This is a genomic window from Bradyrhizobium sp. B124, from assembly GCF_038967635.1.
GTDB lineage: Bacteria > Pseudomonadota > Alphaproteobacteria > Rhizobiales > Xanthobacteraceae > Bradyrhizobium.
This window is the reverse complement of the sequence record NZ_CP152413.1, coordinates 966,240-986,241: the sequence shown is the minus strand read 5'-3', so window position 1 is coordinate 986,241 and position 20,002 is coordinate 966,240. Positions and strand designations below refer to the sequence as shown.

The window sequence follows — 20,002 nt, the reverse complement described above, 5'->3', positions numbered from 1 at the left end:
TCCGTTAAGAGTCTTCTTAAACCCAAACTTGCCGTTTGATTGCTAGGTGCAGCTTCCGAGACTTTGATTGTCCTCTCAGGAAAATTGGGTACGAAAGCATGTTCCGCACCAGCCTCTCCCTCGCAATTGCTGCGGTGGCCACGGCCGCCTTCACCAGCGCGGCGTCCGCCGGCTGCTACAGCTGCTATACGCCGCCGCCCCAGCCCTGCACGACCTGCTATCAGGTGCAGACCGTGCCGCCGCAGTATCGCACCGTGCAGGAGACCGTGATGGTGTCGCCGGGCCGCGTCATCGCGCATCGCACGCCGGCGCAGTATCGTACCGTGATGGTGCCGAAGACCGTGATGGTCGCGCCCGAAGGCGTCGCCTATGAGCGCATCGCGCCGCAATACGCCACCCAGGAACGCACGCAGATGGTCTCGCCGGGCTACTCCTACTACGCGCCGGTCCAGCCGACCTGCAACACCTGCGGCGGTGGTGGGTACGGATACGGTTATGGCTACTGATGACGGTGCGTAAGGTGGGTTAGCGAAGCGTAACCCACCTTGTCGCGGTACGAAGGTGGCGGGTTACGCCCTCGGCTAACCCACCCTGCAAGTTCGCAAACAAAAGCCGCCGCCTGAGACCATCAGACGGCGGCTTTTCAATTCTCTTGTTAGCTCAGAACGGGTGGACGGACAGCGTGCCGAACACGATCGCCGCGATCACCGCAAAGGCGCTGTAGAGCGCCGCAGTGTGAATTCCGGTCCCGGACTTCCTTGAAATTTGTCGCGCGTAAAAGTGGAGGCGGGCTTCCGCCGATAGCTCGCGCATGGTCGATCTCCAACGCCCCATTCTCGGCCATATGGAATAGCGTTCGCGCCCGGATTCAAGCGGGCGGTAGAAATAGCGATGCCGCCGCCTTCGGGAACACGGTTCCGAGAGGAAAATTCTTTCCCGTGCGCTCGCCCGAGAATCTTATTCGTTGCAATTCGAGGCGTCGGGAACCCGCGCCGGTCCCGCAATAGCCGAAAATCTCGAAAACAACCCCATGCAAAGTAGCCGGAGGTGGATAGCTGAGGCGCGGCCGCTGCACCGCGCTCAGGGCTTCCAGCGCCCGATCTTGAAGGCCGCCAGATGGCCGGGAACGTCGTTCGGATCGAACGGCGGACCGGCGAACGCACCGATGGCGTTGGAGGTGCCAGCCGGGCGCCCGGATGCGGCGTCGTAGAGGTCCGGCCTGAACACGGCCATGGCAGCCTTCAGCGCCTCCGGCCGGTACGGCGTCTGGCCCCAGCGAACCATCTGCGCGTAGAGCCAGGCCGCCTGCCCCGGGTCCGGCCGCGCTGCTGCCTCGCGCCCGACCAGCAAATAGCGACTGCTTTCGCGCATGGTGCCGTCGGGCAAGATCTTCAGCCGGCCGTCGAGCGTGCGCTGGATGACGCTGGCGTCGACGCCGAGCCGCTCGGGCTGCGCCAGGATGCGCGCGACCTCGGGCCGGTTTTCCGGCTGCTCGATGAACTCCGCGGCGCGCAGATGCGCGCGCACCAGCGCGGCCACGACGTCGGCGTTCTTCTCCGACCAGCTCTGGCGCACCGCCAGCACCTTCTCCACCGCGCTGAGCAGGATGTCCGAGACGAAGTGCAGGATGTGGCCGACACCGAGATCGACCGCGATCGAATTCCAGGGCGCGCCGACACAGAACGCGTCGACATGGCCGTTGGCGAGACTGTCGACCATGTAGGGCGGCGGCAGCACCACGAGCTGGACGTCCTCGTCGGGATCGACGCCGCCGGCGGCCATCCAGAACCGCAGTTGATAATTGTGGGTCGAGAACGGGAAGGTCATGCCGAACGTCAACGGCTCGGCCCCGCTCTTGCGCCGCTTCGCCACGACGCGGGCAAGCGCGCGCGAGGTCGCCATCGGATCGAAGCGGTCGCCGTCGATCTCCTCCAGCAGCGCCGCGTGCAGCGCCGGCGATACCGTGATGGCGTTGCCGTTGAGCCCGAGATTGAAGGGTGCTGCGATCGGCACCTTGACGTGGCCGAGCCCGAGGCTCGAGGCGATGGCCACCGGCGCCAGCAGATGAGCCGCGTCGAACAGGCCGATATTGAGCTTGTCGCGGACGTTCGACCACGACACTTCGCGCACCAGCGTGACGTCGAGGCCTTCGGCCGCGGCAAATCCCTTGTCGGTCGCGACGATCAGGGCGGCAGCGTCAACCAGCGGAATGAATCCGATGTGCAGGGGTGCGGTCATTTCAAGAGCTCCGACGCCGTCAGGATCGATTGCGCGATCTCCCCGATCTTCTTCTTCTCGCGCATCGCGGTCGAGCGCATCAGCACGTAGGCCTCCTCCTCGGTCAGCCCCTTCACCTTCATCAGGATGCCCTTGGCGCGATCGATCACCTTGCGCTCCTCCAGCGCATGCTTGGTACGGTCGAGCTCGTCCTGCAACTTGGCGAAGGCATTGAAGCGGGAGACGCAGAGATCGAGGATCGGCTTCATCCGCTCCTTCTTGAGGCCGTCGACGATGTAGGCGGAGACGCCGGCTTCGACCGAGGCCTGGATCGAAGCTGCGTCGCTCTGGTCGACGAACATCGCGATCGGGCGGCGGACGGCACGGCTGACCTGGAACATTTGTTCCAGCACGTCGCGGCTGGGGTTCTCGAGGTCGATGACGATGATCTCGGGATCGAGCGCATAAATCCGCGAAAGCAGGCTCTGCATCTCGCTGATGTGGACCACGTCCGTATAGCCGGCCTCCCGCAGTCCCTCCTCCAAGATGGCCGCACGGATCGGGCTCTCGTCGACTATGACGATCTTGGGAGACGATTCAGCGCTCATCGACCACTCTCAAAGCCCGGCAAGAACCATCCATATCACGCCAGAGCGGTGCGGAAAGGGTTGTAATTCTCGGCAATTGGGACTAGCTCCTGCCCATCAATCAGGCAGATTCAGAGATATGCAAGAGGCCGCTACGCCGAAAGTGAGCTTTGTGTCCTTGGGGTGGTCCTGAGGCAAGGAATGTAAACTCTTCGAGCCGGCTATTCAGCCCGAAGCCGGTTGACTGGCCCCGGAATCTAGCCAGCTTCGTTGAGCGGTGAATTGATCCGGCGGATTTCGCGAACGACAATCGCGAGCCCGGCTGAACAATAGTACGCAGCCTTTGCGAGGTAGCTGCCTGGCAGCAACGCGAGAGCTTGATGATTGCCGCGCAGATCGCAGCCTCGATCCGTTGCATCAATCAGCCACATCGTGCCGGACGCACCTGTCTCCAATTCAAGCCGCTCAGCGTCTGAGCTTCCCAAAATGTCCCGTAATTGTGGTGTGCGCAATGCAGGCTCGATGAGTCGTTCGTCATCGACGCCGATCCATTGAACGAGAAAGCCCCCGTCACCCTGACCATCGGGATACCATGCGATGTCGCCGGCATCGCCAGATAACACAACAGCTTTGCCTCGGTGGCAGGCAATTGACCCCAACCAGGTCGTCACTCTGCACGCACGAGCATAGTCACTTTGGTCAGCCGGATCTCCATGGTCGCGCCATCCCTCGATACCCCGCCAATGTAACAGCTGTTCATCAGCAATTAGCAGGTGAGGACCGCCGGACGTCGCTATCCAGTTGTGTGTTCGGGTCATGCGTATCCAATAGCAGTATTTTTCCGGCTGGCCGATCGCTGGCCGGCAAATGTTCGTTCTTGTGCCGGTTGCGGGGGGTGGGCATCCGGCCGACTGCCTGGGCGAAGCGCTCGCGCGCGTCGAATTGTTGCATCCCAAAGAACTGGTGGATTGCAGATCGTCAAGAACAAGCAAAACTTTCTCATCGCCGGAACGTGCCAGCGGTTGAATTTTGCTATGAGATCAATTAGTTGGATCACCATATCCCGAACAATCAGATCAGGCTCCAGGCGACCACATGGAAAGAGCGCCCCATATTTCGTTCGTCAGTCTTGGGTGCCCCAAGGCGCTGGTCGATTCCGAGCGCATCATCACCCGGCTGCGCGCGGAGGGCTATGAGCTCGCGCGCAAGCATGATGGCGCCGACATCGTCATCGTCAACACCTGCGGCTTCCTCGACAGCGCCAAGCAGGAATCGCTGGCGGCGATCGGCGAGGCCATGGCTGAGAACGGCAAGGTCATCGTCACCGGCTGCATGGGCGCCGAGCCCGAGCAGATCGAGAGCGCCTATCCCGGCGTGCTCTCGATCACCGGACCGCAGCAATATGAGAGCGTGCTGGACGCCGTGCATCGCGCGCTGCCGCCGGCGCACAATCCGCATCTCGACCTGGTGCCGCCGCAGGGCGTCAAGCTGACGCCGCGCCACTACGCTTATTTGAAGATTTCCGAGGGCTGCAACAACCGCTGCAGCTTCTGCATCATCCCGAAGCTGCGCGGCGACTTGGTGTCGCGGCCGGCCAATGACGTGCTGCGCGAGGCCGAGAAGCTGGTGAAGGCCGGCGTCAAGGAATTGCTGGTCATCTCGCAGGACACCTCGGCCTATGGCGTCGATCTGAAATACGCCGAGAGCCCCTGGCAGGATCGCAGCGTACGCGCAAAATTCTTCGAGCTCGCCAAGGAGCTCGGCGAGCTCGGCGCCTGGGTGCGGCTGCAATATGTCTACCCCTACCCGCATGTCGACGAGGTCATCGGCCTGATGACCGAGGGCAAGGTGCTGCCTTATCTCGACATCCCGTTCCAGCATGCGAGCCCCGACGTGCTGCGTGCGATGAAGCGCCCGGCGGCACAGGAGAAGACGCTGGCGCGAGTCCAGAAGTGGCGCGAGCAATGCCCGGAGCTGACGCTGCGCTCGACCTTCATCGTCGGCTTCCCCGGCGAGACCGATTCCGATTTCGCTTATCTGCTCGACTGGCTCGATGAAGCCGAAATCGATCGCCTCGGCTGCTTCAAATACGAGCCGGTCGCCGGCGCCGCGTCGAACGCAATCGGCAATGCCGTGCCCGATGAGGTCAAGCAGGAGCGTTGGAATGCGCTGATGGCGCGGCAGCAGAAGATTTCGGCCAAGCGCCTGAAGCGCAAGGTCGGCACCCGCCAGCAGGTGATCATCGACGAGGTCGGCCCGACGGTCGCGAAAGGCCGTTCAAAGGCCGACGCACCCGAGATCGACGGCGCCGTCTATCTCACCAGCCGCCGCCCGCTCAAGGTCGGCGAGATCGTCACCGCCAAGATCGAGCGCGCCGACGAATACGACCTGCACGGCAGCGTCGCCGGATTCTGAACGCGCCTAACTGGCAGTTGGCGGAGTGGCGAGCGCGGCATCGAGCGTGCGAAGCACGCGATGGATGCGGACCGAGCTTGCGATGCCTGCATTGCGCACATAGGCATCGATGACCTCCTCGCTCTCGACCACGACGAGGCCGAACAGCTTGCGGTCGTCGGTCGCATAGGTGCAGAGCCAATGCATCCTGCCCTGCGTCGCGATGATGGCGTCCAGCGCGATCCGCGCGTGACGCGCCGCCTGTGCGTCATCGGTCACATCGAACCCGGCCGGAAGATCTCGTTCGATCAGCAGCTTGATCACGGCGCCACCTCCAGGATTGCCTGGTCGCAGCGTATCACGCTCCGCGAGCGACTCGCGTGCGATATCACCTCCCGCTTGACACCACCGGCCCTTCGGCTGTATGGCCCTGCGCCATGAAGCTGAACCGGACCCACCGCCGCGCCATCAACCGTCGTCGCACCCGCGACGATGATGGGCTGAGCCGTGTCCGACGCCACCGCTGATTAGCTAAATCAGCCGAGGTTTTCGAGAAGGCCGCGCCCCCAAGGCGCGGCCTTCTCGCTTTTCGGCCTGCCCTTAATCCCCACACCGACCCCAGAGGAGATCGACATGACCAACGCTACCCATCCGTTCGATGCGCTGATGGACATCACCGCTCGCCCCGAGGTCGTGTTCGTGCGCGGCGCAGGCTCGTATTTGTGGGACGCCAACCGCAACCGCTATCTCGATTTCGTGCAGGGTTGGGCCGTGAATCCGCTCGGCCACTCGCCGGTCATCGTGGCCGATGCGCTGGCCGCGCAGGCCAGGCGGCTATTGACGCCGAGCCCGGCATTCTACAACGAGCAGAGCCTGAAGCTGGCGAAGATGCTGGTCGACAACAGTTGCTTCGATCAGGTGTTCTTCGCCAATTCCGGCGCCGAGGCCAATGAGGGCGCGATCAAGCTCGCGCGCAAATTCGGCGCCAAGTACAAGGGTGGCGCGCACGAGATCATCACCTTCGAAGGCGGCTTCCACGGCCGGACGCTCGCGACCATGTCGGCGTCGGGCAAGAAGGCGTTCGAGCCGTTGTTCGAGCCAAAGGTCTCGGGATTCCGAAAGGCCAAGCTGAACGACATCGAGTCGGTGCGGAAGTTGATTTCGCCATCGACGGTGGCGGTGATGCTGGAGCCGATCCAGGGCGAGGCCGGCGTGTGGCCCGCGACGGATCGATTTCTGCAGGAGCTGCGGGCGCTGACCCAGCAGCGTGGCCTGCTGCTGATTGTCGACGAGATCCAGACCGGCATCGGCCGGACCGGAAAGCTGTTCGGCTATGAGCACGCCGGAATCGCGCCCGACATCATGACGCTCGGCAAGGGCATCGGCGGCGGCGTGCCGCTCGCAGCGCTGCTCGCGACCGAGCATGCCTCCTGCTTCGATCACGGCGATCAGGGCGGCACCTTCAACGGCAACCCTCTGATGTGCGCCGCGGGGCTTGTCGTGCTCGACAAGATCGCCCAGCCCGATTTCTTGAAATCGGTCGTCGATGCCGGTCTGCTGCTCGAGCGCGAATTGCAGCGGCTGTCGGCGCGTCACGGGCTCGGCGAGATCAGAGGCCGCGGCCTCCTGCTCGCGCTCGATCTCAAGATGCCGATCGGCGCCGCCGTCGTCGCCGAGGCGTTCGCGGCCGGCGTGCTGGTGAACTCGCCGCAGCCGGACACGCTGCGCTTCATGCCGGCGCTCAACGTCACGCGGGAGGAGATATCGGCGATGATCGATTGTCTGGATGGCGTGCTGACGAAGGTCGGTGCGGCGCGGCGCGTGGCGTAACCGTCCATTCCGTCATTCCGGGGCACGCGAAGCGTGAACCTCAGGTGCGCACTTGCGCACCGGGGTATCTCGAGGTTCCGGGTTCGATGCTCGCGCATCGCCCCGGAACGACGTGGACCTACGGCCGCAGAATCGCCGCGCCCGTGGTCGCCCGGCTCTCCAGATCGATATGCGCCTTGGCGACGTCCTTGAGCGCATAGGCGTGGTTGATCGGCACGTGCAGCTTGCCGTTGATCACGGCCGCGAACAGCGTGTCGGCGCCTTCGAGCAGCTCCTTGCGGGTGCCGACATAGTCGTTGAGCTTCGGCCGCGTCGCGAACAGCGAACCGTGGTTGTTGAGCTCGGCGAGCGGGAACGGCGGCACCGGCCCGGAGGCGTTGCCGAAGGAGACGAACAGGCCGCGTGGCCGCAGGCACGACAGCGATCCCGGGAACGTGGTTTTGCCGACGCCGTCATAGACGACGTCGCAGAGCTCGCCGCGGCTGATCTGCTTGACGCGCTCGACGAAGTTTTCCTCGTTGTAGAGGATGACGTGGTCGCAGCCATTGGCGAGCGCGATATCGGCCTTCGCCTTCGAGCCGACGGTGCCGATGACGTGCGCACCGAGCGCATGCGCCCACTGGCAGGCAAGCAGCCCGATGCCGCCGGCTGCGGCGTGGATCAGCACCCGATGGCCCTGCTCGACCTTGAAGGTCTTGTGCAGGAGGTACCACACCGTGAGCCCCTTGAGCATCAGCACGGCGCCCTGCTCATACGTGATGTGGTCGGGCAACTTGACCAGCTTGTCGGCCGGGATGACGCGCTCTGAAGCGTAGCCGCCGAGGTTGTAGTAGTAGGCGACGCGATCGCCGGGGTGGAAATTGGTCACCCCCGGACCGACGGCCACGACCTCGCCCGCGGCCTCATTGCCGGCGATGAACGGCAGGCCGGGCGCCTTGTAGAGGCCGGTGCGGAAATAGACGTCGATGAAGTTCAGCCCGACCGCATGCTGGCGGATGCGGACCTCGCCGGTCCCCGGCGCCCCCACCTCGACATCCTCATAGGTCAGGACCTCAGGGCCCCCCACCTTGTGCACCCGCACAGCCTTGGTCATGTCGTCGCTCCCTCAGATCTCAGCGTCAAACGAGCGAATGCCATCGGCGCCGGCTTGTCAACCAAGCGGCCTGGAACCGGGGTTAGTGCGCCGGCTTCTTGCGGTTGCGCCTGGCCAGCACGTTGAACATCTCGACCGCCGCCGAGAATGCGATGGCGAAATAAATGTAGCCGCGCGGGATGTGGAATTTGAATCCGTCGGCCACCAGCGCCACGCCGATCAGCACCAGGAACGCCAGCGCCAGCATCTTGGTAGTCGGATGCTCCGCGACAAACCGCGCCACCGGTCCCGACGAGATGTACATGATCGCGCAGGCGATCACGACCGCCGCGATCATGATCTCGATGTCCTGCGCCATGCCGATCGCGGTGATGATCGAATCCAGCGAGAACACCAGGTCGATGATGATGATCTGGACGATCACCCAGAAGAACGCGTTGGGGCTCGGCTTGCTATTCTCCTCGGCGTCACGCGCCTCGACCTCGCCGTGGATCTCGTGGGTTGCCTTGGCGATCAGGAACAGGCCGCCGCCGATCAGGATGATATCGCGCCACGACAGCGCGACACTCTCGATGGTGATGACAGGCTGCGTCAGCCCGATCAGCCAGACGAGGACGCTGAGCAGGATGATACGGAACACCAGCGCCAGCAGCAGGCCGATCTGCCGCGCGCGGTTGGCCTGCGGCTGCGGAATCCGCGAGACGAGCACTGACAGGAAGATGACGTTGTCGATGCCGAGCACGATCTCGAGCGCAGTCAGGGTCAGCAGCGCCGCCCAGGCTTCCGGGCTGGTGATCAATTGCATCATGCTCTGAAGGCTTTCATCCGGCGGATCAAAGTATCGCTGCCGACGATGTAGACGGCGATGGCGCAGAGACCGAAGGTGATCGGCGCTCCGACCATGAAATCGTTGGCGAGCGTGTACATGCCGAGCAGCGCCCAGGCGCCGAGCAGCCACAGTGTGAGCCAGCGCAGCCGCACCACGCGGAACGGATGCAGCACATGGAACGGCGCAAAGGTCAGCACGATCAGGAGCCCGACTACGATCGTCGACAGCACCGGCGGCAAATGCAGCAGGAACAGATAGAACGCCGCCGCATTCCACAGCGCCGGGAAGCCGCGGAAATGGTTGTCGTCGGCCTTCATGCGGCGGTCGGCGAAATACAGCGCGCTGGAAACCACGATACCGATGCCGAGGACCGGCGCAGCCAACGGCAGCAGCATGCCGCTCGCGGTGATCGCATAGGCCGGCACGAACACATAGGTGACGAAATCAACCACCAGGTCGAGAACCTCGCCCGACCAGTTCGGCTGCAGCCGCACCACGTCGAGCCGGCGCGCCAGCGGGCCGTCGATCCCGTCGATGATCAGTGCGACCCCGAGCCAGGCGAACATGTTGGCCCAGTGCTCGCGAACCGCCTCCAGCATCGCCAGCAGCGCGACCCCGGCGCCGAGCGCCGTGAAGATATGAACGGAGAATGCGGCGGTCCGCATCCGTTCTGGCAACGCATCCGGCTGGCTCGAGTGCTCCATCGGCCGAAGTGCTATCAGGAATCGGCCACCTTTGCATATGCAGTCTTGCGGCGTTCCGCCGCGCAAACCATTGGAAGGATTCAGTGGTTACCGATGGCTTGAAAATCGGGCCAAGCATGTCACATGTCCTGATATGACCGACAGCTCGCAGGATTATGACGTTATCGTAATAGGCGGCGGTCCGGCCGGATTGACGGCTGCGATTGCCCTCGCCGACGCCGGCGCGCGCACCGCGCTGTTGGCGCGCCGCGCCCCCTATGCCGACAACCGCACCACCGCGCTGCTCGGCGCCTCAACCGAGATCCTGGAGCGGCTCGACGTCTGGCGGCGCTGCAGCGACAAGGCTGCCGCGCTCAAGACCATGCGCCTCGTCGACGACACCGGCCGCCTGATCCGCGCGCCGGAGGTGCGGTTCTCCTCCGACGAGATCGGCCGCGAGCAGTTCGGCTTCAACATCGACAATCGCTCGCTGGTCGCAGCACTCGAGGACCGCGCCGGCGAGATGGCCGCGCTGACGCGGTTCGACGACGAGGCCGCCTCGGTGCAACCGGATGATACCGCGGTCACCGTGGTGACGCGGCAGGGCCAGACGTTATCGGCCCGGCTCGTGGTCGGCGCCGACGGACGCAATTCACTCTCGCGCGAGGCCGCCGGCATCGAGGTGGTCAGCCGCGAGCTCGGCCAATCCGCCCTCACCTTCAACATCACCCACAGCCGGCCGCACCGGAACATCTCGACCGAGTTTCACACCGAGCACGGCCCCTGCGTGTTCGTGCCGCTCAGCGGCAACCGCAGCAGCGTAGTCTGGGTCTCGGCGCCCAAGGAGGCCGAACGGCTGAAGGCCCTTGGCGATGGCGAATTGTCTGAAGCGGCCGAGCGGCAGTCGCATTCGATTCTCGGCCGCGTCGAGGTTCAGGGCGGCCGTCACGTGTTTCCGCTCGCCATCGAGCGGCCCCGGCAGTTCGCCAAGGACCGGATCGCGCTGGTCGGCGAATCCGCCCATGTGCTGCCGCCGATCGGCGCGCAGGGGCTCAACATGGGACTGCGCGATGCCGCCGATATTGCCGAGATCACAGGCCAGGCAATCGGCCGCGGCGAGGATCCTGGCGCGCCACATGTGCTGTCGCGCTACCAGGCGGCGCGGCGTCCGGATGTCGCCAGCCGGACCTGGGCGATCGACATCGCCAACCGGTCGTTGCTCAGCGATTTCCTCGGTGTGCAGACGGCGCGTGCCGCGGGTCTGCATCTGCTCGGCGCGTTCGGCCCGCTGCGGCGGCTGGCGATGCGCGAAGGCCTCGCGCCGTCATGGCGGCGGTAGCCCCTACTTGTCTTAGGGAAATACCAGCCGTCCGCTCTGGATGAACCACATCACGCTGGTCAGCGTGACAACAGAGGCGAAGGTGCCGATCAGCACCGCGACCGATGCCGGCTCGATCCAGGTGTCGTTCTGGCGCGCGATCACGAACACGTTGAGTGCCGGCGGCAGCGAGGCCATCAGCACCGCGGTCGCAGCCCAGGGCTGCGCGAACGGACCGAACAGCAGCATCAGTCCGAAGGCCAGCAGCGGATGGATCAGAAGCTTGATCGCGACTACGCCCGGCACCTCCCACGGCACCCGCTCGAACGGCCGCAGCGCCACGGTGATACCGAGCACGAACAGCGCCGTCGGAGCGGCGGCGTTCTCGAGGAACTGGATGGTCCGGTCGAGCGCGACCGGGATCGGGATGTGAAACGCGGCCACCAGCGCGCCGAACACCGCCGACATGATCAACGGGTTCTGCACGATCTGCCGCAGCACCACGCCGAACGCGTGCAGCAGCGAGGGATGGTCGCGGTCGGTGAGCTCGATCAGGAGCGGCACGATCGAGAACAGGAAGATGCTGTCGCAGCAGAAGATCAGCGCGGTCGGCGCCGCCGCCTTGGCGCCGAGCACGGCGAGCGCCAGCCCAGGCCCCATATAGCCGATATTGCCGTAGGCGCCCGACAGGCCCGCGAGCGTCGCCTCGCGCAGCGACAGCCCGCCGATCAGTCTGCCTGCGACCATCGCCAGGAAGAACGCGATCACGGTTCCGAGCGTGGTGGCGATCAGGAATGGCGGGTTGTTCAGCTCGGCGAACGGCGTCTTCGACATGATCCCGAACAGCAGCGCCGGCAACGAAACGTAAAGCAGGAAGAAATTCATCCAGGCGAGCCCGCTCTCGGGCAAACCCTTGGCTTTTCCGCACGCGTAGCCGATGAAGATCAAGCCGAAATACGGCAACGCCAGATTGAGGATATCGATCATTCTGAAAGTAGTTTCTCGGCCGGATTTCGGGTCGTTTTGGTGCCGCTAGAATCGGTAAACCGGGGCTTAATTCGAGGCTTAGCCCCTAGCATCGGCCACAATGTTGGTCTATCGACGAACCATGATCAAAGCGCGCACCGCCAAGTTTCAGATCGGGCAGATCGTCCGTCACCGGGTGTTCTCCTTCCGGGGCGTGATTTTTGATATCGACCCGGAGTTCAACAACACCGAGGAATGGTGGCTGTCGATCCCCGAGGACATGCGGCCGCACAAGGACCAGCCGTTCTATCACCTGCTCGCGGAAAACTCGGAGACCGAGTACGTCGCCTATGTGTCCGAGCAGAACCTGCTGCCCGACGATTCGGGCGAACCGATCCGGCACTCGCAGGTGGCGGAGATCTTCGTGAAGGACAAATCGGGCGGCTACCGTCCGCGCAACCCGTCGCTGAACTGACGCGCGGCGCCTGTCCGGCGACGGACGCGACGGCGCTGCTTCCTGCCTGCTCATACCCCCTCACGCGCGGCCAGTGCCGCCGCGATCGCCCAGACCGCAAATCCCGCCAGCGCCAGTCCGGCGCCGACGAGACCGGTCGAGGCCCAGCCGTAACCGGCCGCGACGGCCATTCCGCCGAGCCACGGTCCCAGCGCATTGGCGACGTTGAAGGCGGAATGGTTGAGCGCAGCGGCGAGGCTCTGCGCCTCACCCGCGACATCCATCAGCCGGGTCTGCAACACGGTGGCGAGCGCTCCGCCCAGGCCGATCAGGAACACGTCGGCGCTCAGCGTCCAGAAGTTCGCCGCCGCCAGCGGATACAACGCCAGCGTCGCGGCCGACCATAGCAGGAGCCCGCCCGCGGTTGCCATCAGCGCGCGGTCGGCAAAGCGCGGCACGATGATGTTGCCGGCGGTGAGGCCGGCGCCGAACACGCATAGCGTGACGGGAACCAGCGCGGGCGACGTGTGCGTCACCGCCAGCATGGTCGACGCCAGATAAGTGTAGACCGAGAACAGGCCGCCGAAACCGATGGCGCCGATCCCAAGCGTCAGCCAGACATGCTTGCGCCCGAGCGCCGAGAGTTCACGCAACGGGCTCGCCTTACCGTCCGCGACGTCGCGCGGGGCGAAGATCAGGACCAGGATGGCGGTCAGGAGCGCGAGGGCGGCAACGATCGCGAAGGCCCAGCGCCAGCCGATCGCCTGCCCCACGCCGTTGGCGAGCGGCACGCCGATCGTCGTCGCGATGGTGAGGCCGAGCAGCACGCGGCCGACAGCCGCCGTGCGCTTGTCGATCGGGACCAGCGAGGCCGCGACCAGCATGGCGATGCCGAAATAGGCACCGTGCGGCAGCCCGGCAAGGAAGCGCAGCACCAGCATGGTGTGATAGTCGGGCGCGAGCCCGGAGAGGCCGTTCATCAGCGCAAAGAAGCCCATCAGCGCGATCAGCAGCGTCCGCCGTGCCATGCGCGCCGACAGCACGGCGATCACAGGCGCGCCCACCACGACGCCGAGCGCGTAGGCGCTGATCGCGTGGCCGGCCTGGGGCTCACTGATGTGCAGATCGTGGGCGAAGAACGGCAGCAGGCTCATGGTCGCGAATTCGGCGATGCCGATCGCGAACCCGCCCATCGCCAGCGCGAGATGAACGATGCCCGGATGAAAGGCACCGGGGACGTTGTCCTGGTTCAGGCGCCCGCCGGCATCGGCCGAAGCACGCCCGGTCGGCGGCTCCGAAGGCCGGGAAAGCGGTTCCCGCCGCTGCGTGTTAACTCGCTGGGACATTGGGAGACTTCCATGATTGCGAACGGCGGACGGGCTTGCGACCCCAGGCAAAGTCCAGTCGCATCGCGCCATCAGGCTTCGGCACAGCGGCCAGGGTTCGCACAGAACCACGCGCGCATTTGCGCATCGAAGGCGCGCTGCCCGCGCTTTCGTCTGGCCTCCCGTGACGGATTTATGATTGGGCTTCGACGCCGGACTTGTCCGGACAAGGCAACGACGATGCGGCTTAGCGCGATCGATTTGCCTTGAGCGACCATCGCACACGATCGGCGCGATCACCAGCGCGGCAGGCTGCCATCAGCCAGTCTGTTTCGCATGACAAAAAAGGCGCCCTTGCGGGCGCCTTTTGCTTGCGACGATCTCGCGCTTTCTTGAACGCGTGATCGACGTTGTTACTTGGCTGCCGGATTGGCCGGAGCCGGCGCAGCGGCACCGCCCGCGCCTTCGAGCTTCTTGCGCTGCTCTTCGGCGCGCTTCTGCAACTCTTCCTGCAGCTTCTTCGAGTTTTCCTCGAACACCTTCGGATCGGTCGGCGGGCCGTCATAGGCTTTGGCGAATTCGGTGTTGAGCGGCAGCGGCAGCGTCAGCGGCGCGCCGTTCGAATTGATCGCCTGGACCACGAGGTTCTGGCCCTTCTTCATGTTGGCGATCAGCTCGGGGGTTGCTTCATAGTCGGACATGCAACCGTTCTGGAAGCAGATCACATAGGGCGCCTGCTGCGGCGGGTTGCCGTCGACGATGATGCGGGTGCCGTGAACGAGCTGCATGCCGAGCGGCAGCGTGACGCGCAGGATCTTCTTCGGCTCGCCTTCCGGCTCGATGATCACGGCGGCGATCACCGGCTGGCCCGACTCGATGCGGCCGTCCTTGCCGGTGAAGCAAACCTGCTTGGCGTTGGCTTCCTGACCCTTCAGGCAGAACTTGGTCCAGGGGGCGTAGATCAGCTGGATCTGCTGATCCTGGGGCGGCTGCTGGGCGGCCGCGGCGGGCGCCTGACCTGCGGCCGGTGCCTGTGCCTGGGGCGCCGGCTGGGCTGCCGGCGCCGGCGCCTTCGGAGCTGCCTTCGGTGCCGCCTTGGGCGCTGCCTTCGGTGCCGCGGGCGCCGGCGCTGCCGGCTGCTGGGCCCAAGCGGCAGGAACCAGGAGCGCTGCAGAGAATGCCGTCGCCGCCATCAGGGCAACAATTCGCCCATGCGGCCGGACCGGGGCGGCCAAGATACGGAAATTCATTGCGGAAAACCCTTTCTGAACGGCAGCGCCCGAAACCGCTGCAGGCGCCGACACATAGCCGTTTGGGCGGCTGTCTCCTAGTCAATTGAGGCGGATACGTGACAGGCGTTCCCGCCCTCCAATTGCACGCCTTCAATACAGCGGCGCGCGGAAAGATCAATGCCGACAAGCGCATTTGCGCCCATGTGACGGCGAGTTTCAGCGCCCTGTGATAAACCTTCAGGCGTGACGTTTCGCGAATCAAATCGGGCGCCTCACGCACGTGTTCCCGGGCACGGTTGGCGCGCCGCATTGGCCGTCGTCTGGCTTGTGCTGGCATCCATCCCGGCATTCCTGACGAGCGCGCTTGACCCTGCGGCCGCCACCGAGAGCCACGCCATCGCGATGCATGGCGCGCCCGCGCTGCCTGCCGACTTTACTCACCTGCCCTACGCCAATCCTGACGCTCCCAAGGGCGGCCGTCTGGTCCTGAGCCCCCGGGAGGGCACCTTCGACAGCCTCAATCCCCTGATTGTCAGGGGTCTCGCCGTGCAGCAGCTCCGGGGCTACGCCTACGAGCGCGGATATGTCTACGAAAGCCTGTTGGTGCGGAACAATGACGAGCCCTTCACGCTGTACGGCCTGCTCGCCCGCAGCGTCGAGACCGACGATGCCAGAAGCTATGTGACATTCCATCTCGATCCTCGCGCGCGCTTCTCCGACGGGCACGAGGTCACGGCGGACGATGTCGTGTTCTCGCTCGAGCTGCTGCGCGATCACGGCCGTCCGCTGCATCACCAGTATTATTCGAAAGTCGCAAAGGCCGAGGTGCTCGACCCGCTCACGGTGCGGTTCGATTTTGGCGGCGTTGCGGACCGCGAATTGCCGCTGATCCTCGGCCTGATGCCGATCCTGCCGCGCCACGCCACCGACGTCTCCAAGTTCGAGGAGACCACATTGGCGCCGCCGATCGGCTCCGGCCCGTACCGCGTGACGGCGGTCAAGCCCGGCAGCAGCGTGACCTTCACCCGCAATCCGAATTACTGGGGGCGCGACCTGCCGGTGAACCGCGGCCTCTGGAATTTCGACGAGATCAGGCTCGATTACTACCGCGACGCCAACGGCCAGTTCGAGGCGTTCAAGCGCGGCCTCTATGACTTCAGGACCGAGCCCGAGCCGCTCCGCTGGCATGACGGCTACGACTTCCCCGCCGCGAACAACGGCGACGTGCTCCGCGACACCATCAAGATCGGCACGCCCGATCCATCCGAATTTCTGGTGTTCAACACCAGGCGGCCGAAGTTTGCCGACGTCAGGGTGCGCCAGGCGCTGCTGATGCTGTTCGATTTCGATTGGATCAACCGCAATTACTATTTTGGACTCTATTCGCGTGCCGGCGGCTATTTCGCCGGCTCGGATTTGTCGGCCTATGGCCGCCCGGCCGATGACCGCGAGCGCGATCTCCTCAAGCCGTATCTGTCGCATATTGCGCCCGACATTCTCGATGGCCGCTATCGCCTCCCCGACACCGACGGGTCAGGGCGCGACCGCACCGTTCTGCGCAACGCGCTCGCGCTGCTGTCGGACGCCGGCTACGCGCTCGACGGCACGGTGCTCAAGCAGCGCGCGACCGGGACGCCGCTCCGGATCGAGATCCTGGTGACGACACGCGAGCATGAGCGGATCGCCCTCGCCTACCAGCGCGACCTGAAGCGGGCCGGCATCGACGCCGCGGTCCGGGTGGTCGACGCGGTGCAGTTCGAGCAGCGCCGGGTCGCCTATGACTTCGACATGATCCCCATTCGCTGGGACCAGTCGCTGTCGCCGGGCAACGAGCAGTGGTTCTACTGGGGCAGCCAGGCCGCCGACGTGCCGGGCACCCGCAACTACATGGGTGCCAAGGATCCGGCCATCGACGCCACGATCGCCGCGCTGCTCGCGGCGCGGGAGCGGCCGGCCTTCGTCTCGGCGGTGCGGGCGCTGGACCGGGCCCTGATGTCGGGCTTCTACGCTATCCCCCTATTTAACTTGGGAGAGCAATGGATCGCGCGCTGGAATCGGATAGAACGGCCTTCGGCCACGGCGTTGACGGGCTACCTGCCGGAGACCTGGTGGCAGAAGCCCGGCGCGCAATCCAAGTGAACTGCGACCCGACGCGGCATGGTCCGGTCTGATCGAAGCGATGCAACCGACGTTGAACCTGTGAACCAGTCGATCACCTCGCCCACGCTCGATACGCTGTTCAAGCGCAGCTTGGCGCGGCAACCCGAGGCGCTGGCGCTGGTCGACCCGATCAACAAGCAGCGCGTCACCGGACAGACCCGCAAGCGCCTGACCTATGCTCAGGCCGACCGCGCGATCTCGGCGATTGCCGCTCACTTCGTCGAGAGCGGATTGCCGGCCAATACCGTGATCGCGGTTCAGCTTCCCTCGACGATCGAATTCGCCCTGACCGTGCTCGCCGCCTATCGTGTCGGCCTGGTGGTGGCGCCGTTGCCGCTATTGTGGCGGCAGGCCGAGCTGACGTCCGTCCTCAACCGCACCGCGGCGCGGGCGATCGTCACCTGCGGCAAGATCGACGGCGTCTCCTATGCGGACATCGCCATGAACGCCGCGGCGGAAGCCTTTTCGATCCGCCATGTCTGCGGCTTCGGCACCGATCTGCCCGAAGGCATGGCGTCGCTCGATGACGCGATCCTGCAGGACTCGCGGACCGCACGCCCGATGATCCAGGACGGCCGCAAGGCGGCGCTGATCTCCTTCGACGTCACCAGCGAGGGCTTTCGCCCGGTGCCGCGCGCGCATTTCGGCCTGATCGCCGGCGGGCTCGCGATGTCGCTGGAGAGCGACCTGGCACAGGGCGCGACCATCATGTCGGCGTTCGCGCCGATGTCGTTTGCCGGCATCTGTTCGTCGCTGGTGACCTGGCTGCTGTCGGGCGGAACGCTCGTCATGCATCACCCGTTCGACGAGGAAGCGTTCGAAGCCCAGTTCAACGATCACGGCTGCGACACGCTGATCGCGCCGGCGCAGCTCGCGCTGCGGCTCGACGAGTGTGGCCTGTCGGAACGCCTGCCCACCCTGCGCAACGCGATCGGCCTCTGGCGGACGCCGGAGCAGGTTGCCTCCAGTGCGCACTGGACCTCGCGGCGGGTGACGATGACCGACGTCTATCTGTTCGGCGAGGCCGGGCTGTTCGGCGCCCGCCGCAACGCCGAGGATGGATCGCCGGCCCCGATCAAGCCCGGCCCGCACGGCGCGCCGCGTGAGGCTCCCGGCGCATCGATCGCCGGCGAAATCCTGCTGACCCCCAAGGGTACGCTCGGCCTGCGCGGGCCCATGGTACCGGTCGCGGCCTATGCGCCGCCACCGCCCCCGGGCGACAGTCTGATTGCGCCGCCGCCGCGTGATTACGTCGACACCGAATATGCTGCGCGGGTCGACCGCGCGACCGGCGCCGTCAACATCACCGCCCCGCCGTCAGGGGTCATGACGGTCGGCGGCTACCGCTTCCTTGCCGGGGAGTTGCAGGAGTGGTCGCGCCGGCTCGGCCAGGGCGCATTGTTGACGGCACTGCCCGACCGCCTGAGCGGCCACCGGCTGGCCGGACGGGCCCAGGACAATGCGCGGGCCCGCGACGCCCTGACAGAACTTGGGCTTAACCCCTTGATGGTCGAAGCATTTCGCGACCGCAACGGCACCGGAACGCCCTAGAATCTTATCATTGCGTTAGTCTTAGCATTGTGTTGACGCCGCATTAAGCCATGCCAACTAGCATCGTAGCCGTTTGCTGATCTGTGCATTGGTTTCGAGCGTTCGAATGTCTCAACAAGGTCCGGTCCTCATCGTATCGGCGTCGGCAAAGCCGCCGTTTGCCGCGGTCCTCGATGAGAGGAAGCTGTTTCCGGTCGTGGTCACCGACTGGAACGAGGTCGGACGCGCCATCGAACAGGTCAAGCCGGCGGCGATCATCGCCGCCGCCGAGGGCGTCGACTTCGTCGCCCTGTCGGGCCTTGCCAAGCGCGCTGCCGCCCGCGCGCCCTATCTGCCGCTGATCGCGGTCGATCCTGCGACCACCCTACCCGACACCGTCATCGCGTTCTTCCAGCACAAGGGCATGCCGGATCGCCTGGCCGCCCGGCTCAACGCGTCCTTACGCGTTCGCGCCTTGCATGCGACCGTAATGCGCCGCCTGGTGCCGCCGGCGCCGATCGCAATGTCCGATATCGATCCGGTCGGAGAGGCCACCGCGCTGCTGATCGGCCGCGGCGGCGCCTACCCGGCCCTGTCGGTCGCGCTCGGTGAACGCGCCGGCGTGGTCGGTGCGCTGAGCATCGAGGCGGCCGCAAAACATCTCTCCAACCGTGACATCGACGGCATCGTGCTGGCCGAAGGCTTCACCCCGCGTGTGATGGATGCGTTCCTGACGGTGCTGACCGAGGATGTCCGCTTTCGTCCGTTGCCCGTGATCGTCGCCTCCGGCGAGCTGACGCCGCGTTACGAGCTGCCCAATCTCGAGATCGTCACGGCCGGGCCGACACGCGTCGGCGACATGGTGTTGCCGATGATCCGGCAGCATGCCTTCGAGGCGCGGCTCGGCCGCATGTTGAAGGCGATCGACGCCAAGGGCCTGATCGATCCCCGCACCGGTCTGCTCACCAAGGCCGCGTTCGAGCGCGACTTCGCGACCACCGTCTACCAGACCGCGGAGCGCGGCGGCGCGCTCTCGGTGGCGCGTTTCACCTTCGACAACACGCAGCCGCGCGCGCAATTCGACGGCGCGCGGATCATCAGCCGGCTGATGCGCCAGGCCGATTTCGGCGCCGTGCACGACGACCGGTCGCTCGTCGTGGCGTTCGCCGGGACCGACATGCGCAACGCCCAGGCAATTACGCGGCGATTGGCGAGCGTGATGCGCCACACCCAGAACGGCCGCCGCGACAGCAGGGCCGAGCCCGCCGTCAGCATCGCAACGCTGCTGCCGGGCGATTCCGCGATGTCGCTGCTGGGACGATTGTTCGAGAAGCCGGAGCGCGCGGCGTCGTAAACAAGCTCTATGCCGCTTGTCAGTTGCTGC

The 20,002-nt window shown here is 65.3% G+C and carries 19 protein-coding genes; 8 read left to right on the top strand and 11 right to left on the bottom strand.

What is annotated here, in order from left to right; all coding sequences use genetic code 11:
• The first annotated feature begins 98 nt into the window (after positions 1–98).
• Positions 99–506: a hypothetical protein gene (locus AAFG13_RS04530; RefSeq protein WP_342711247.1), complete on the top strand. Its 408-nt coding sequence runs from the start codon at positions 99–101 to the stop codon at positions 504–506.
• A gap of 154 nt (positions 507–660) precedes the next feature.
• On the opposite strand, the gene AAFG13_RS04525 is transcribed toward AAFG13_RS04530, so the two are convergent.
• The 4 genes from AAFG13_RS04525 to AAFG13_RS04510 form a co-directional block, all read right to left on the bottom strand.
• Positions 661–813 (bottom strand): hypothetical protein, encoded by a 153-nt coding sequence (locus AAFG13_RS04525; RefSeq protein ID WP_168193479.1) that lies wholly within the window; start codon positions 811–813, stop codon positions 661–663.
• Positions 814–1,080: 267 nt separating this feature from the next.
• The gene (locus AAFG13_RS04520) at positions 1,081–2,238 is read right to left on the bottom strand and encodes a CmpA/NrtA family ABC transporter substrate-binding protein (RefSeq protein WP_212314414.1); all 1,158 of its coding nucleotides are present in this window, start codon (positions 2,236–2,238) and stop codon (positions 1,081–1,083) included.
• A complete protein-coding gene (locus AAFG13_RS04515) occupies positions 2,235–2,825 on the bottom strand; it encodes an ANTAR domain-containing protein (RefSeq protein ID WP_028332037.1) in 591 nt (196 codons plus the stop codon). The genes AAFG13_RS04520 and AAFG13_RS04515 overlap by 4 nt, the downstream gene beginning before the upstream one ends.
• A gap of 236 nt (positions 2,826–3,061) precedes the next feature.
• Positions 3,062–3,622, bottom strand: a complete 561-nt coding sequence (locus AAFG13_RS04510; protein ID WP_342711245.1) for an Imm21 family immunity protein — start codon at positions 3,620–3,622, stop codon at positions 3,062–3,064.
• Between the two features lie 277 nt (positions 3,623–3,899).
• Between AAFG13_RS04510 and rimO the strand changes: the two genes are divergently transcribed.
• The gene (gene rimO, locus AAFG13_RS04505; protein WP_342711244.1) at positions 3,900–5,219 is read left to right on the top strand and encodes a 30S ribosomal protein S12 methylthiotransferase RimO; all 1,320 of its coding nucleotides are present in this window, start codon (positions 3,900–3,902) and stop codon (positions 5,217–5,219) included.
• Positions 5,220–5,225: 6 nt separating this feature from the next.
• Here rimO and AAFG13_RS04500 read toward each other — a convergent pair whose 3' ends face one another.
• Positions 5,226–5,522: a hypothetical protein gene (locus AAFG13_RS04500; protein ID WP_342711243.1), complete on the bottom strand. Its 297-nt coding sequence runs from the start codon at positions 5,520–5,522 to the stop codon at positions 5,226–5,228.
• A 309-nt stretch (positions 5,523–5,831) separates the two neighbouring features.
• Here AAFG13_RS04500 and AAFG13_RS04495 point away from each other — a divergent pair, with 309 nt between their 5' ends.
• Entirely contained in the window at positions 5,832–7,028 is a 1,197-nt protein-coding gene (locus tag AAFG13_RS04495; protein WP_212314403.1) for an acetylornithine transaminase, read from the top strand.
• Between the two features lie 118 nt (positions 7,029–7,146).
• Here the strand turns inward: AAFG13_RS04495 and AAFG13_RS04490 are convergent, their stop codons facing one another.
• The 3 genes from AAFG13_RS04490 to pcsA form a co-directional block, all read right to left on the bottom strand.
• Entirely contained in the window at positions 7,147–8,121 is a 975-nt protein-coding gene (locus AAFG13_RS04490) for a quinone oxidoreductase (RefSeq protein ID WP_092114426.1), read from the bottom strand.
• An 82-nt stretch (positions 8,122–8,203) separates the two neighbouring features.
• Positions 8,204–8,929 (bottom strand): TerC family protein, encoded by a 726-nt coding sequence (locus AAFG13_RS04485; RefSeq protein ID WP_212314401.1) that lies wholly within the window; start codon positions 8,927–8,929, stop codon positions 8,204–8,206.
• Positions 8,926–9,654 (bottom strand): phosphatidylcholine synthase, encoded by a 729-nt coding sequence (pcsA, locus tag AAFG13_RS04480; protein ID WP_342711242.1) that lies wholly within the window; start codon positions 9,652–9,654, stop codon positions 8,926–8,928. The genes AAFG13_RS04485 and pcsA overlap by 4 nt, the downstream gene beginning before the upstream one ends.
• Before the next feature lie 133 nt (positions 9,655–9,787).
• Here pcsA and AAFG13_RS04475 point away from each other — a divergent pair, with 133 nt between their 5' ends.
• Positions 9,788–10,972, top strand: a complete 1,185-nt coding sequence (locus AAFG13_RS04475; protein WP_342711241.1) for a UbiH/UbiF family hydroxylase — start codon at positions 9,788–9,790, stop codon at positions 10,970–10,972.
• 12 nt (positions 10,973–10,984) lie between these two features.
• On the opposite strand, the gene AAFG13_RS04470 is transcribed toward AAFG13_RS04475, so the two are convergent.
• Positions 10,985–11,938, bottom strand: coding sequence for an AEC family transporter (locus AAFG13_RS04470; protein ID WP_212314395.1), 954 nt, complete (start codon positions 11,936–11,938; stop codon positions 10,985–10,987).
• Between the two features lie 121 nt (positions 11,939–12,059).
• On the opposite strand from AAFG13_RS04470, the gene hspQ reads away from it, so the two are divergent.
• Positions 12,060–12,392, top strand: a complete 333-nt coding sequence (gene hspQ, locus AAFG13_RS04465; protein ID WP_024584048.1) for a heat shock protein HspQ — start codon at positions 12,060–12,062, stop codon at positions 12,390–12,392.
• A gap of 50 nt (positions 12,393–12,442) precedes the next feature.
• Here hspQ and AAFG13_RS04460 read toward each other — a convergent pair whose 3' ends face one another.
• Together AAFG13_RS04460 and AAFG13_RS04455 are read right to left on the bottom strand one after the other, a co-directional pair.
• Positions 12,443–13,717 (bottom strand): MFS transporter, encoded by a 1,275-nt coding sequence (locus tag AAFG13_RS04460; RefSeq protein ID WP_342711240.1) that lies wholly within the window; start codon positions 13,715–13,717, stop codon positions 12,443–12,445.
• Between the two features lie 392 nt (positions 13,718–14,109).
• Positions 14,110–14,946 (bottom strand): invasion associated locus B family protein, encoded by an 837-nt coding sequence (locus AAFG13_RS04455; protein ID WP_212314392.1) that lies wholly within the window; start codon positions 14,944–14,946, stop codon positions 14,110–14,112.
• 384 nt (positions 14,947–15,330) lie between these two features.
• Here AAFG13_RS04455 and AAFG13_RS04450 point away from each other — a divergent pair, with 384 nt between their 5' ends.
• The 3 genes from AAFG13_RS04450 to AAFG13_RS04440 all read left to right on the top strand — a co-directional run bounded on the left by AAFG13_RS04450 (position 15,331) and on the right by AAFG13_RS04440 (position 19,972).
• Positions 15,331–17,067 carry an extracellular solute-binding protein gene (locus AAFG13_RS04450; RefSeq protein ID WP_342713544.1) on the top strand — a complete coding sequence of 579 codons (1,737 nt, stop codon included), beginning with the start codon at positions 15,331–15,333 and terminating at the stop codon, positions 17,065–17,067.
• Between the two features lie 60 nt (positions 17,068–17,127).
• Positions 17,128–18,639 (top strand): class I adenylate-forming enzyme family protein, encoded by a 1,512-nt coding sequence (locus AAFG13_RS04445; protein WP_342711239.1) that lies wholly within the window; start codon positions 17,128–17,130, stop codon positions 18,637–18,639.
• A 106-nt stretch (positions 18,640–18,745) separates the two neighbouring features.
• Positions 18,746–19,972 carry a GGDEF domain-containing protein gene (locus AAFG13_RS04440; protein WP_342711238.1) on the top strand — a complete coding sequence of 409 codons (1,227 nt, stop codon included), beginning with the start codon at positions 18,746–18,748 and terminating at the stop codon, positions 19,970–19,972.
• Positions 19,973–20,002 lie beyond the last annotated feature (30 nt).